Genomic DNA, 14,248 nt, shown 5'->3' with positions numbered 1-14,248 from the left:
GCGTTCTCAGTTAATTTCCCTCCGCGTTGTCGCCTTAAAGCGGGCCAGGCAAGGCGCAGGCCGCCGGGAATGGTTGTTCCCTTTCCAAGGCCTGCAACGCAGGCTGGCCCGCTTTAAGGCACAACCCGAAGGGCCGGGCCTGCTGTTGTGCAGGGCTGCGTTGCTCGAAGCTTATTTGGAATGACCAAACCACGCTTCTCGCGTCTTGCCCTGCACAACAGCAGATCCGGCGCGGCGGGGTAATTAGCTGAGAACGCCCCCTCTGTCCAGGCCGTTTTCATTTGTGCTTCAGTGTCTTAGATAAATCTCCTGTTACGTAAGCCGAAGGTAAATTGCCGGTAAAGGCGCTTTGCTTAATGCCCACCAGTGCTTATCGTTCAGCCTCCCGTAGAAAGAAGCTCACGCGCCCAATGGTTGATCATTCCATGCAATCCTCCGCTTCCCGTAATCCTCGTCGCTGGCTGCTCGGCCTGCTTGTCCTGTTGGTCATCGCTGGCCTGTGCTGGAAATTCTGGCCCGCCGGCACTGCCAATAAGGACGGTGCTGCGCCGAAAGCCGTGGCCGGCCACACCGGCAAGTCGGGGGGGATGCGTCCTGGCTTCGGCGGGGCGACCGGACCGATCCCGGTGCGCGTGGCGCCGGCGGTCAAGGGTGATTTTCCGCTGTACTACAAGGCACTGGGCACCGTTACCGCACTGAACACCATCAATGTGCGCAGTCGGGTTGGCGGCGAACTGATGAAGATTTCCTTCGAAGAAGGGCAGATGGTCAAGGCCGGCGACCTGCTGGCTGAAATCGATCCGCGCCCTTACCAGAACGCCTTGCTCCAGGCCGAAGGCACGCTGCTGCAGAACCAGGCACAACTGAAAAACGCGCAGGTCGACGTCGAGCGTTATCGCGGCCTGTTCAAGGAAGACAGCATCGCCAAGCAAACCCTGGACACCGCCGAAGCACTGGTCGCCCAGTACCAGGGCACGGTCAAGACCAATCAGGCGGCGGTCAACGACGCCAAGCTCAATCTCGAATTCACCAGGATCCGCGCCCCGATAACCGGGCGCGTGGGTCTGCGGCAGCTGGACGTCGGCAACCTGGTGGCGGCCAACGACACCACGGCGCTGGCGATCATCACCCAGACCCAACCGATCAGCGTCGCCTTCACCTTGCCGGAAAACAGCCTCGACATCGTCCTGGCACGCTACCGCACCGGCGCCAAATTGCCGGCCGAAGCCTGGGACCGTGGTGACACCAAGTTGCAGGCCACCGGTGTGTTGCAGAGCCTGGACAACCAGATCGACGTGACCACCGGCACCCTGAAATTCAAGGCACGCTACGATAACCGTGATCAGGCGCTATTCCCCAATCAGTTCGTCAACGTCCACCTGCTGGCCGACACCTTGAAAGACGTGGTGCTCGCGCCATCGGCGGCGATTCAGTTCGGCACTAACGGCACCTTCGTCTACGCCTTGGACGGTGACAAGAAAGTCGCGATCCGCCAGTTGAAAGTCGGTGCCAGTGACGGTGAAAACACGGTGATTACCGAAGGCCTGGCGCCTGGGGACCGTGTGGTCCTCGAAGGCACCGACCGCCTGAAGGAAGGCAGCGAAGTGGAGGTGGTCAACGACACCAAGGACGTGCCGACCACCCCGACCGGGCACCTGCAAGGCAAGTCGGCAGCCAGCTCGGCTGAGCCGGCGACCACCGACAAGGCGAAAAAGGGCGGCGCATGAACATCTCGCGGCTGTTCATCCTTCGCCCGGTCGCCACCACGCTGAGCATGCTGGCCATTATCCTGGCGGGCGTGATTGCTTATCGGCTGCTGCCGGTGTCGGCATTGCCTCAGGTGGATTACCCGACCATCCGCGTCATGACGCTGTATCCCGGCGCCAGCCCGGATGTCATGACCAGCGCCGTGACCGCGCCGCTGGAGCGTCAGTTCGGGCAGATGCCCGGCCTGACTCAGATGGCGTCGACCAGTTCCGGTGGCGCGTCGGTGCTGACCCTGCGTTTCAGCCTCGACATCAACATGGACGTCGCCGAACAGCAGGTGCAGGCCGCGATCAACGCTGCGACCAATCTGCTGCCCAAGGACCTGCCGGCACCGCCGGTGTACAACAAGGTCAACCCGGCGGACACCCCGGTGCTGACCCTGGCCATCACCTCCAAAACCATGCTGTTGCCCAAGCTTAACGACTTGGTCGATACGCGCATGGCGCAGAAAATCGCCCAGATCAGCGGCGTCGGCATGGTCAGCATTGCCGGCGGCCAGCGCCAGGCGGTGCGGATCAAGGTCAACCCGGAGGCGTTGGCGGCCAATGGCTTGAACCTGTCGGATGTGCGCACCCTGATCGGCGCGTCCAACGTCAACCAGCCCAAGGGCAACTTCGACGGCCCGACCCGGGTCTCGATGCTCGATGCCAACGACCAACTGACCTCGCCGAAGGACTATGCCAACCTGATTTTGGCCTACGCCAACGGCGCGCCGCTGCGCCTCAAGGACGTGGCCGAGATTGTCGACGGCGCCGAGAACGAACGCCTGGCGGCGTGGGCCAATGAAAACCAGGCGGTGTTGCTGAACATTCAGCGTCAGCCCGGCGCGAACGTTATCGAGGTGGTCGACCGTATCAAGGCCTTGCTGCCGAGCATCACCGACAACCTGCCGGCCGGCCTCGACGTCACGGTCCTCACCGACCGCACCCAGACCATCCGCGCCTCCGTCACCGATGTGCAGCACGAATTGCTGATCGCCATCGCGCTGGTGGTCATGGTCACGTTTCTGTTCCTGCGCCGGTTCAGCGCCACGATCATTCCGTCGGTGGCCGTACCGCTGTCGTTGATCGGCACATTCGGCGTGATGTACCTCGCCGGTTTCTCGGTCAACAACCTGACCTTGATGGCCCTGACCATCGCCACCGGTTTCGTGGTGGACGATGCGATCGTGATGTTGGAGAACATTTCCCGGTTTATCGAAGAAGGGGACAGTCCCCTTAATGCGGCGCTGAAGGGCGCCAAGCAGATCGGCTTTACCCTGATTTCCCTGACCCTGTCGTTGATCGCGGTACTGATCCCGCTGTTGTTCATGGCGGACGTGGTGGGGCGCTTGTTCCGCGAATTCGCCATCACCCTGGCGGTGGCGATCCTGATTTCCCTGGTCGTGTCACTGACCCTGACGCCGATGATGTGCGCACGGTTGTTGAAACGTGAACCCAAGGAAGAAGAACAGGGCCGTTTCTACCGGGCCAGCGGCGCGACAATTGATTGGATGATCGCGGCTTACGGCCGCAAGTTAAAGTGGGTTCTCAAGCATCAACCGCTGACGCTGATGGTAGCCATCGGCACCCTGGCGCTGACCGTGTTCCTGTATTTGATCGTGCCCAAGGGCTTTTTCCCGGTGCAGGACACGGGCGTTATCCAGGGCATTTCCGAGGCGCCGCAGTCGATTTCCTTTGCGGCGATGAGCGAGCGGCAGCAGGAACTGGCCAAGGTGATCCTGGCCGATCCGGCGGTGGAGAGCCTGTCGTCCTACATCGGTGTCGACGGCGACAACTCGACGCTCAACAGCGGTCGCCTGCTGATCAACCTCAAGTCCCACAGCAACCGCGACCTGAGCGCCACCGAAGTGATCGCCCGTCTGCAACCGGAACTGGACAAGCTGGTTGGCATTCGCCTGTTCATGCAGCCGGTGCAGGACTTGACCATTGAAGACCGTGTCAGCCGCACGCAATACCAGTTCAGCATGTCGTCGCCAGATTCCGAGTTGCTCAGCCTGTGGAGCGGTCGCCTGGTGGACGCACTGACGCAACGGCCGGAGTTGACCGACGTCGCCAGCGACTTGCAGGACAAGGGCTTGCAGGTCTATCTGGTGATTGACCGCGATGCAGCGTCGCGGGTCGGCGTATCGGTGTCGAACATCACCGATGCGCTGTACGACGCTTTCGGCCAGCGGCAGATTTCCACCATTTACACCCAGGCCAGTCAGTACCGCGTGGTGCTGCAATCGCAGTCCGGCGAGAAGATCGGCCCGGATGCGCTGAACCAGATTCACGTCAAGACCACCGACGGCGGGCAAGTACGCCTGTCCAGCCTGGCGCGCATCGAGGAGCGTCAGGCGCAACTGGCGATCACTCACATCGGCCAATTCCCGGCCGTGATGATGTCCTTTAACCTCGCACCCGGCGTGGCGCTGGGGCACGCGGTGGAAATCATCGAACAAGTGCAGAAAGACATCGGCATGCCGATTGGCGTGCAGACCCAGTTCCAGGGCGCCGCCGAGGCATTCCAGGCATCGTTGTCGAGCACCTTGCTGCTGATTCTGGCGGCGGTGGTGACCATGTACATCGTGCTCGGCGTGCTCTACGAGAGCTACATCCACCCGATCACCATTCTCTCGACCTTGCCCTCGGCGGCGGTCGGCGCCTTGCTGGCCTTGTTGTTGAGCGGCAATGACCTGGGCATGATCGCGATCATCGGCATCATTCTGCTGATCGGCATCGTGAAAAAGAACGCGATCATGATGATCGACTTCGCCCTCGACGCCGAGCGCAATCAGGGCATGGACCCGGAAACCGCGATTTATCAAGCGGCGCTGCTGCGTTTCAGGCCCATTCTGATGACTACCCTGGCGGCATTGTTTGGTGCGGTGCCGTTGATGCTGGCCACCGGTTCCGGCGCTGAATTGCGCCAGCCGTTGGGCCTGGTGATGGTCGGCGGTCTGCTGCTGAGTCAGGTGCTGACGTTGTTCACCACGCCGGTGATCTACCTGTATTTCGACCGTCTCGGTCGGCGCTGGGGTCGCAAGTCTGAAGCCGCGGAAGCGGTAGAGCAGCCATGAACCTGTCCGGACCTTTCATCAAGCGGCCGGTCGCGACCATGCTGCTGAGCCTGGCGATCATGCTGCTGGGCGGCGTGAGCTTCGGCCTGTTGCCGGTGTCGCCGTTGCCGCAGATGGATTTCCCGGTGATCGTGGTCCAGGCCAGCTTGCCCGGTGCCAGCCCTGAGGTTATGGCTTCGACCGTGGCCACGCCGCTGGAACGCTCCTTCGGCGCCATCGCCGGCGTCAACACCATGAGCAGCCGCTCCAGCCAGGGCTCGACCCGGGTGATTTTGCAGTTCGACCTCGACCGCGACATCAACGGTGCGGCCCGGGAAGTGCAAGCGGCCATCAACGCCTCGCGCAACCTGCTGCCGAGCGGGATGCGCAGCATGCCGACCTACAAGAAGGTCAACCCGTCCCAGGCGCCGATCATGGTGCTGTCGCTGACCTCCGACGTGCTGGAAAAAGGCCAGCTCTATGATTTGGCCTCGACGATCCTGTCCCAGAGCCTGTCCCAGGTGCAGGGCGTCGGTGAGGTGCAGATCGGCGGCAGCTCCTTGCCGGCGGTGCGCATCGAACTCGAACCCCAGGCGCTCAACCAGTACGGCGTGGCCCTGGACGATGTGCGCAACACCATCGCCAATGCCAACGTGCGCCGGCCCAAGGGCTCGGTCGAAGACGGCCAGCGGCTGTGGCAGGTGCAGGCCAACGATCAACTGGAAAAGGCCAAGGATTACGAATCGCTGATCATCCACTACGCCGACGGCGCGGCATTGCGCCTGAAAGACGTGGCCAAGGTCAGCGATGGCGTCGAGGACCGTTACAACAGCGGCTTCTTCAACAATGACGCGGCGGTGCTGCTGGTGATCAACCGCCAGGCCGGTGCGAACATCATCGAGACGGTCAACGAAATCAAGGCTCAGCTGCCGGCGTTGCAGGCTGTGCTGCCGGCCAGCGTCAAGCTGAACCTGGCGATGGACCGCTCGCCGGTGATCAAGGCGACGTTGCACGAAGCGGAAATGACCCTGCTGATCGCCGTGGCGCTGGTGATTCTGGTGGTGTTCCTGTTCCTCGGTAACTTCCGCGCCTCGCTGATTCCGACCCTGGCGGTGCCGGTGTCGCTGGTCGGCACGTTTGCGGTGATGTACCTGTACGGGTTCTCCCTGAACAACCTGTCGCTGATGGCGCTGATCCTGGCCACCGGGCTGGTGGTGGACGACGCCATCGTGGTGCTGGAGAACATTTCCCGGCACATCGATGAAGGCGTGCCGCCGATGAAGGCCGCCTACCTCGGGGCTGAGGAAGTCGGCTTCACGTTACTGTCGATGAACGTCTCGCTGGTGGCGGTGTTCCTGTCGATCCTGTTCATGGGCGGGATTGTCGAAAGCCTGTTCCGTGAGTTTTCCATCACCTTGGCGGCGTCCATCGTGGTCTCGCTGGTGGTCTCGCTGACGCTGACGCCGATGCTCTGCGCCCGTTGGCTCAAGCCGCACACGCCGGGGCAGGAAAACCGTTTGCAGCGCTGGAGCCAGCGGGCCAACGAGTGGATGGTCGGAAAATACGCTACCAGCCTGGACTGGGTGCTGCGTCACCGCCGGCTGACCTTGCTCAGCCTGGTCGTGACAGTCGGCGTTAACATTGCGTTGTATGTCGTTGTTCCTAAAACGTTTATGCCGCAACAAGACACCGGCCAGCTCATCGGTTTCGTGCGCGGCGACGACGGTCTGTCGTTCAGCGTCATGCAGCCGAAAATGGAAACGTTCCGCCGTGCCGTGCTCAAGGACGATGCGGTGCAAAGCGTCGCCGGGTTCATCGGCGGCACCAACGGCACCAACAACGCCTTCATGCTGGTGCGCTTGAAGCCGATCAAGGAACGCAACATTTCCGCGCAGAAAGTCATCGAGCGCCTGCGCAAGGAAATGCCCAAAGTCCCTGGTGCGCAGTTGATGCTGATGGCGGACCAGGATTTGCAGTTCGGCGGGGGGCGTGAACAGACCACGGCGCAGTATTCCTACATCTTGCAAAGCGGTGATCTGGGCGCATTGCGCCAGTGGTACCCGAAAGTCGTCGCCGCTTTGAAAGCGTTGCCAGAGTTGACGGCGATCGATGCCCGTGAAGGTCGGGGCGCCCAGCAAGTAACGCTGATCGTCGACCGCGATCAGGCGAAACGCTTGGGGGTCGACATGGACATGGTCACCTCGGTGTTGAACAACGCCTACAGCCAGCGGCAGATCTCGACGATTTACGACAGCCTCAACCAATACCAGGTGGTGATGGAGGTCAATCCGAAATACGCCCAGGACCCGATCACGCTCAAGCAGGTGCAAGTGATCACCGCTGACGGCGCTCGGATTCCGCTGTCGACCATCGCGCACTATGAAAACAGTCTGGAAGATGACCGGGTCAGCCATGAAGGCCAGTTCGCCTCCGAAAGCATTGCCTTCGACATGGCGGAAGGCGTCACGGTGGAGCAGGGCAGCGCCGCCATCGAGCGCGCAGTTGCCAAGGTGGGCCTGCCGGAAGATGTCATTGCGAAAATGGCCGGCACCGCCGATGCCTTCGCCGCCACCCAGAAGAGCCAGCCGTGGATGATTCTCGGCGCGCTGGTGGCGGTCTATCTGGTGCTGGGCGTGCTGTACGAAAGCTACATTCATCCGCTGACCATTTTGTCGACATTGCCGTCGGCCGGGGTTGGCGCGTTGCTGTCGATCTACGCGCTGGGCGGCGAGTTCAGCCTGATTTCGTTGCTCGGGCTGTTCCTGCTGATCGGCGTGGTGAAGAAAAACGCCATCCTGATGATCGACCTCGCGCTGCAACTGGAGCGCCAGCAGGGCCTGGCGCCGCTGGAGTCGATTCGCAGTGCCTGTCTGCAACGTCTGCGGCCGATTCTGATGACCACCCTGGCGGCGATCCTCGGCGCGTTGCCGTTGCTGTTGGGCCGTGCCGAAGGCGCGGAAATGCGTCAGCCGCTGGGCCTGACCATCATCGGCGGGCTGATTTTCAGCCAGGTGCTGACCCTTTACACCACCCCGGTGGTTTACCTCTATCTCGACAAACTGCGCCATCGCTTCAACAAATGGCGTGGCGTGCGTACCGATGCTGCTCTGGAAACTCCGCTATGACTGACCGTTCGCTTATCAATCTGGCCACGCCGCTGGCAGCCGCCCGGGGCTCGCGTTTGTTGAGCCTGGCGCTGTGCGTGGCGATGCTCAGCGCTTGCGCTGTCGGCCCGGACTACCAGCGCCCGCCAGCCGCCGCGCCGGTGCAATACAAGGAAGCCGCCGGCTGGCGTCAGGCCAGCCCGAGTGATTCACTGGCCCGTGGTGCCTGGTGGGAGTTGTATGGCGATCAGCAGCTCAACGGCCTGATCGAAAAACTCAACCGCTCCAACCAGACTGTCGCCCAGTCTGAAGCCCAGTACCGTCAGGCCCAAGCCTTGGTGCGCAGTGCCCGGGGCGCGTTTTTTCCGACGGTGGACCTTACAGTCGGGAAAAATCGTTCCAGCCAGGGCACCGGCAGCAGCAGTTCGAGCCTGACTAGTTCCTCCAGCGGGATTCGCGACACCTACACTGCGCAGGCCGGGGTTAGTTGGGAGGCGGATATCTGGGGCAAATTGCGCCGAGGCCTGGAAGCCGACACTGCCAACGCCGAAGCCAGCTTCGCCGACCTGGCAGCGATGCGCCTGAGCCAGCAATCGGAGCTGGTGCAGAACTACCTGCAATTGCGGGTGATCGACGAACAGAAACGCCTGTTGGAAGCGACCGTCGAGGCCTATCAGCGCTCGCTGAAGATGACCGAAAACCAGTACCGCGCCGGTGTCTCCGGCAAGGACGCGGTGGCCCAGGCGCAGACTCAGCTTAAAAGCACCCAGGCGGACATGGTCGATCTGATCTGGCAGCGTGCCCAGTTCGAGAACGCCATCGCGGTGCTGATCGGGCTACCACCCGCCGAGTTCAGCCTGGCCGAAACCAAGACCATCCCGGCATTGCCTGAAGTGCCGCTGGGCCTGCCGTCGCAGCTGCTCGAGCGTCGCCCGGACATCGCTTCCGCCGAGCGTTCGGTGATGGCGGCCAACGCCAACATCGGCGTGGCCAAGGCCGCCTACTACCCGGACCTGACCCTGAGCCTGAACGGCGGTTACAGCAGCAGCACCTATGCCAACTGGATCAGCGTGCCGAACCGCTTCTGGTCGGTAGGGCCGCAACTGGCCATGACCCTGTTTGATGGCGGCCAGCGTTCGGCCGAGGTCGATCGCAGTGAAGCGGCCTACGACGAAACGGTCGCCAAGTACCGCCAGACCGTGCTCGATGGTTTCCGCGAGGTGGAAAACTATCTGGTGCAGCTCAAGGTGCTGGAAGACGAAGCCGGCGTGCGCCAGGAAGCACTGGATGCTGCGCGTGAATCCCTGCGGTTGACGCGAAATCAATACAAGGCCGGATTGATTGCTTACCTGGACGTGGTGGTGATCCAGGCCACGGCGTTAAATAACGAACGTAACGTGTTGAGTCTGTTACAGAGCCGCTTGATCGCCAGCGTGCAGTTGATTGCAGCGCTGGGCGGTGGTTGGGACGGGGCGCTTCAAGTCAGCGAAAACAAATAGCCCTGACCCCCAACCCCTTTGTTGATCGTTCCCACGCAGAGTTCGGGACCGATCAACTTGAGCCTTTGGGGCGATCAAACAAGCGTTTCATCGGGTTGATGGCCATTTGATTACTTTGTCAGTGCGTTCTTTTGCGCAATCAGTACAATCGCCCGATTTGCCCTGCCGAGAACGGAAGCAGTACGGGGGGCGATCGCGAGAAGTCACATGCTCATCGGTAGCTATTCCCCCACGCTGGTTATCATTTCGCTCTGTGTAGCGATTCTCGCCTCCTATACCGCGCTCGACCTGACCGAACGCATTGCCACCGCCAAGGGCCGTGCCGTGTTCCTTTGGACCGCGGGCGGCGCCTTTGCCATGGGCGTGGGTGTGTGGTCGATGCACTTTATCGGCATGCTCGCGTTCACCTTGCCCATCGATCTGGGTTACGACTTCAGCCTTACGTCCCTGTCGCTGCTGACCGCGATCCTGTCCTGCGGTTTTGCCCTGTGGCTGGTCAGTCAGCCCCGGTTGCCGTCCTGGCAACTGGCGTTCGGCGCGCTGATCATGGGCGCCGGGATCAGTGCCATGCATTACACCGGCATGGCGGCCATGCGCATGCAGCCGGGCATCGATTACGACCCGACGCTGTTTGGTGCATCGCTGCTCATCGCCGTCGGTGCTTCCGGCGCCGCGTTATGGATCGCCTTCCGCCTGCGCCAGCACACGCCGTATGTGGGCCTGTTTCGCGCCGGTGCGGCGGTGATCATGGGCCTGGCCATCGTCGGCATGCATTACACCGGAATGGCGGCGGCACGCTTCCCGGACGGCAGTTTCTGTGGCGCCGCCCTCAGCGGTTTGAACGGCAAAGGCCTCGACAACCTGGTGCTGATCACCACGCTTGCGGTATTGAGCATCGCCTTGTTGACCTCGGTTCTCGATGCGCGTCTGGAAGCCCGTACCGCGGATCTTGCGCGCTCGTTGACGCAAGCCAATCGTGAACTGACCCAACTGGCCCTGCACGACACCCTGACCGGCTTGCCCAATCGCATGTTGCTGGCCGACCGTATCGAACAGGCCATGTCCAAGGTTCAGGAGCAGGGCGGTTGCTTTGCGCTGATGTTTATCGACCTCGACGGCTTCAAACCGGTCAACGATGCCTTCGGCCACCACATGGGCGATCAGTTGCTGCGCGAGGTCGGTTTGCGTCTGCGCGAAGACATGCGCAGTCAGGACACCTTGGCGCGGATCGGCGGCGATGAATTCGTCCTGCTGGTACGCCTCAGCGAGCCAAATGACGCGCTGAACGTCGCCGCGCGGCAGGTCGGGCTGATCGGCAGTTCGTTCCGGGTCGCCGAGCAAGACCTGCAGATTTCCGCCAGCCTTGGCATCGCGCTGTACCCGGGCAACGGCCAGACCGCCCAGGAATTGCTGATGAACGCCGACGCTGCGATGTACCACGCCAAGGGCGCCGGGAAAAACGGCTACAGCTTCTTCGACGCCTCGATGAACAGCAACGCGCGCAAACAGCTGCAACTGCTCCAGGATTTGCGCAATGCTCTCGATCAGCAGCAGTTCAGCCTCTATTACCAACCCAAGTTCGACGCCGGCAATGGTCGTCCGGTGGGTGCTGAGGCGTTGCTGCGTTGGGAGCATCCGACCCAGGGCATGCTGCTGCCGGACAAGTTTATCGAGCTGGCGGAAAGGACCGGGCTGATCATTCCCATTGGTGAATGGGTGCTGAACGAAGCCTGCCGCCAGATGCGCGAGTGGTACGTGCTCGGCTACACCGACTGGCGCATTGCGGTGAATCTCTCGGCGTTGCAGTTCTGCCATACGGGCCTGGTCAAGAGCGTCTCCAACGCCTTGGCCCGGCATCAGTTGCCGGCCAACAGCCTGACCCTTGAAATCACCGAAACCACCGCCATGAGCGATGCCGATGCGAGCATGACGGTGCTTCAGGAACTTTCGGAAATGGGCGTCGATCTGTCCATCGATGACTTCGGCACGGGTTATTCGAGCTTGATGTACCTCAAGCGCCTGCCGGCCAATGAGCTGAAGATCGACCGCGGTTTTGTCCGCGATCTGGAACACGACAGTGACGACGCCGCCATCGTGTCCGCCATCGTCGCGCTCGGCCAGGCGCTGGGCTTGCGCATTGTCGCCGAAGGCGTCGAGACCGGTGTCCAGCAAGACTTCCTGACCAAACTCGGTTGCGATTCGTTGCAGGGCTACCTGCTCGGGCACCCGCTGCCGGCGGATCGCTTCATGGCCGACATCGTCCGTGGTGAACGATGGGTGCCTGTGGCCGCTGTCGAGCCTGCCTGATCGTGAGGGGGGACGGCGTCTACAGAGACCCCAATGCACACAGCGTTGGCGAGTTCAGTTGATGTGAGTCCATGCAAAAGCCGGCAATGGAGGTTATTCTTGCCCCCGATTGCTTACGCGTGAAGGGGAAGTCAACATGGACAAAGTCATTGTCATCACCGGCGGCGGCCGTGGTATCGGCGCGGCAACCGCGCTGTTGGCTGCAGGGCTTGGTTATCGGGTCTGTATCAACTATCAGTCCGACGAATCGGCTGCACAAAGCGTCCTGGAGCAAGTTCGGGCTCTGGGTGCTCAAGCCATTCTCGTGCGTGCCGACGTCAGCATCGAAGACGAAGTGATCAGTCTGTTCCACCGCGTGGACACCGAACTGGGTCGCGTCACGGCGCTGGTGAACAACGCCGGCACTGTGGGTCAAAAATCCCGCGTCGACGAAATGTCCGAGTTCCGCATTCTCAAAACGCTCAAGACCAACGTCCTGGCACCGATCCTCTGCGCCAAGCACGCGATCATGCGCATGTCGCCCAAGCATGGCGGGCAGGGCGGCAGCATCGTCAATGTGTCCTCTGTAGCCTCACGTCTGGGTTCACCCAACGAATACGTGGATTACGCAGCGTCAAAAGGCGCGCTGGACAGTTTCACCATCGGCCTGTCCAAGGAAGTGGCGGGCGAAGGCATTCGCGTCAACGCGGTGCGGCCAGGCTTTATTTACACCGACTTCCATGCACTGAGCGGTGATCCGGATCGGGTCAGCAAGCTGGAATCGGCGATCCCGATGGCCCGCGGTGGACGGCCGGACGAAGTGGCCGAGGCGATTATCTGGTTGCTGTCGGACAAGGCTTCTTATGCGACCGGGACTTTTGTCGACCTGGGCGGTGGGCGTTAATCCGTAAGATTTGTATTGTCCGGCCCGGCCCCTTCGCGAGCAGGCTCGCTCCCACAGTGGATTGATGTGAACACAGTATTTGTGAACGACACTAAATCCCTGTGGGGGCGAGCCTGCTCGCGATGACGGTAGCCCAAACGACATCAACGCTTCAGAACGACCGCACTATCCGCCCCAACGTCTCCATCGCCTTCTCCGAATCCTCGGTCCACGGGCTGCCATAATTCAGCCGGATACAATTCCTGAACCGCTGCGTCGGTGAAAAGATCGGCCCCGGCGCGATGCTGATGCCTTGCGCCAGTGCCATCTGAAACAACTTCAACGAATCCATCTGCGGCGGCAGTTCCAGCCACAGGAAGTAGCCGCCGGCCGGTTGGCTGACACGTGTCTGCGCCGGAAAATAGCGGGCAATGGCGGCGAGCATGGCGCTTTGCTGTTCTTCCAGGGCGTAGCGCAGTTTGCGCAGGTGCCGGTCGTAGCCGCCGTGTTGCAGGTAGTCGGCGATGGCGGCCTGGGCCGGCATCGAGGCGCACAGCGAAGTCATCAGTTTCAGCCGTTCGATCTTCTGCGCATATCGCCCGGCGGCGACCCAGCCGATGCGGTAGCCGGGGGCGAGGCTCTTGGCGAAGGAACCGCAATGCATCACCAGCCCTTCGGTATCAAACGCCTTGGCCGGTTTCGGCGCCTGCTGGCCGTAATAGAGTTCGGCGTAGACGTCGTCCTCGATCAGCGGCACCTGGTGGCTGCGCAACAGCTCGACCAGCTCCTGCTTCTTCGCCTCGGGCATGGTCGCGCCCATCGGGTTCTGGAAACTGGTCATGCACCAGCAGGCCTTGATCGGGTGGCGCTCCAGGGTTTGCGCGAGCACGCCCAGGTCGATACCGTCGCGCGGGTGCACCGGGATCTCGACGGCTTTGAGTTTCAGCCGTTCCAGGATTTGCAGGCAGGCATAGAACGCTGGCGCTTCAATGGCCACCAGGTCACCGGGTTCGGTGACCGCTTGCAGGCACAGGTTCAGGGCTTCCAGCGCGCCGTTGGTAATCAGCAGTTCTTCCATCGGCAACATCAGGCCACCGACCATGTAGCGCAGGGCAATCTGGCGCCGCAGCTGCGGGTTGCCCGGCGACATGTCGGTGACGACCATGCGCGGGTCCATGTCCCGTGCGGCGCTGGCCAGGGAGCGGGACAGGCGCTGCAACGGGAACAGGGTCGGGCTGGGAAAGGCCGAGCCGAAGGGCACGGTGGTCGGGTCCTTGATCGAGTCGAGGACCGAAAACACCAGCTCGCTGACGTCGACTTCGGTGGATTCATTGACCTGGCTGCTGATCACCGGCTCCGAGAACGGACTCGGCGCGTGCGCGTTGACGAAATAGCCGGAACGCGGTCGGGCGCGGATCAGGCCACGGCGTTCGAGCAGGTAGTAGGCCTGGAACACGGTGGACGGGCTGACCCCGTAAGTCTGGCTGGCATAGCGCACCGACGGCACGCGCTGGCCAGGGCCCAAGACGCCGGAGCGAATCAGTTCAGCGATGTCTTCGGCGAATTTTTCGTAGCGTTTCATCGAGTGCCTGGATTGGTGTTTTTCAGTGAAATCGAGGTAACTTCTTCGCGGGCAAGCACCGCTCCTACAGTCAGCACGAAACCGTAG

At 61.8% G+C, this 14,248-nt stretch carries 7 protein-coding genes; 6 read left to right on the top strand and 1 reads right to left on the bottom strand.

Annotation, left to right across the window (positions count from 1 at the left end; all coding sequences use genetic code 11):
- Nucleotides 1–410 precede the first annotated feature (410 nt).
- The 6 genes from AB4N91_RS13080 (at nt 411) to AB4N91_RS13055 (ending at nt 12,600) form a co-directional block, all read left to right on the top strand.
- Entirely contained in the window at nt 411–1,727 is a 1,317-nt protein-coding gene (locus AB4N91_RS13080) for an MdtA/MuxA family multidrug efflux RND transporter periplasmic adaptor subunit (protein WP_010459911.1), read from the top strand.
- Nucleotides 1,724–4,828: an MdtB/MuxB family multidrug efflux RND transporter permease subunit gene (locus tag AB4N91_RS13075; protein WP_010459912.1), complete on the top strand. Its 3,105-nt coding sequence runs from the start codon at nt 1,724–1,726 to the stop codon at nt 4,826–4,828. Before AB4N91_RS13080 ends, AB4N91_RS13075 begins: the two co-directional genes overlap by 4 nt.
- Nucleotides 4,825–7,932: an efflux RND transporter permease subunit gene (locus AB4N91_RS13070; protein ID WP_460112534.1), complete on the top strand. Its 3,108-nt coding sequence runs from the start codon at nt 4,825–4,827 to the stop codon at nt 7,930–7,932. Before AB4N91_RS13075 ends, AB4N91_RS13070 begins: the two co-directional genes overlap by 4 nt.
- Entirely contained in the window at nt 7,929–9,410 is a 1,482-nt protein-coding gene (locus tag AB4N91_RS13065; protein WP_010459914.1) for an efflux transporter outer membrane subunit, read from the top strand. The genes AB4N91_RS13070 and AB4N91_RS13065 overlap by 4 nt, the downstream gene beginning before the upstream one ends.
- Nucleotides 9,411–9,617: 207 nt before the next feature.
- Nucleotides 9,618–11,717: a putative bifunctional diguanylate cyclase/phosphodiesterase gene (locus tag AB4N91_RS13060; protein WP_288113377.1), complete on the top strand. Its 2,100-nt coding sequence runs from the start codon at nt 9,618–9,620 to the stop codon at nt 11,715–11,717.
- Nucleotides 11,718–11,853: 136 nt separating this feature from the next.
- Nucleotides 11,854–12,600, top strand: a complete 747-nt coding sequence (locus AB4N91_RS13055; protein WP_010459916.1) for an SDR family oxidoreductase — start codon at nt 11,854–11,856, stop codon at nt 12,598–12,600.
- A 151-nt stretch (nt 12,601–12,751) separates the two neighbouring features.
- Here the strand turns inward: AB4N91_RS13055 and mapR are convergent, their stop codons facing one another.
- The gene (mapR, locus tag AB4N91_RS13050; RefSeq protein ID WP_010459917.1) at nt 12,752–14,161 is read right to left on the bottom strand and encodes a GntR family transcriptional regulator MpaR; all 1,410 of its coding nucleotides are present in this window, start codon (nt 14,159–14,161) and stop codon (nt 12,752–12,754) included.
- Nucleotides 14,162–14,248 lie beyond the last annotated feature (87 nt).

The organism is Pseudomonas sp. H3_D04 (assembly GCF_054669175.1).
The sequence above is the reverse complement of the archived record's forward strand: the minus strand, read 5'-3'. Positions and strand labels throughout refer to the sequence as shown.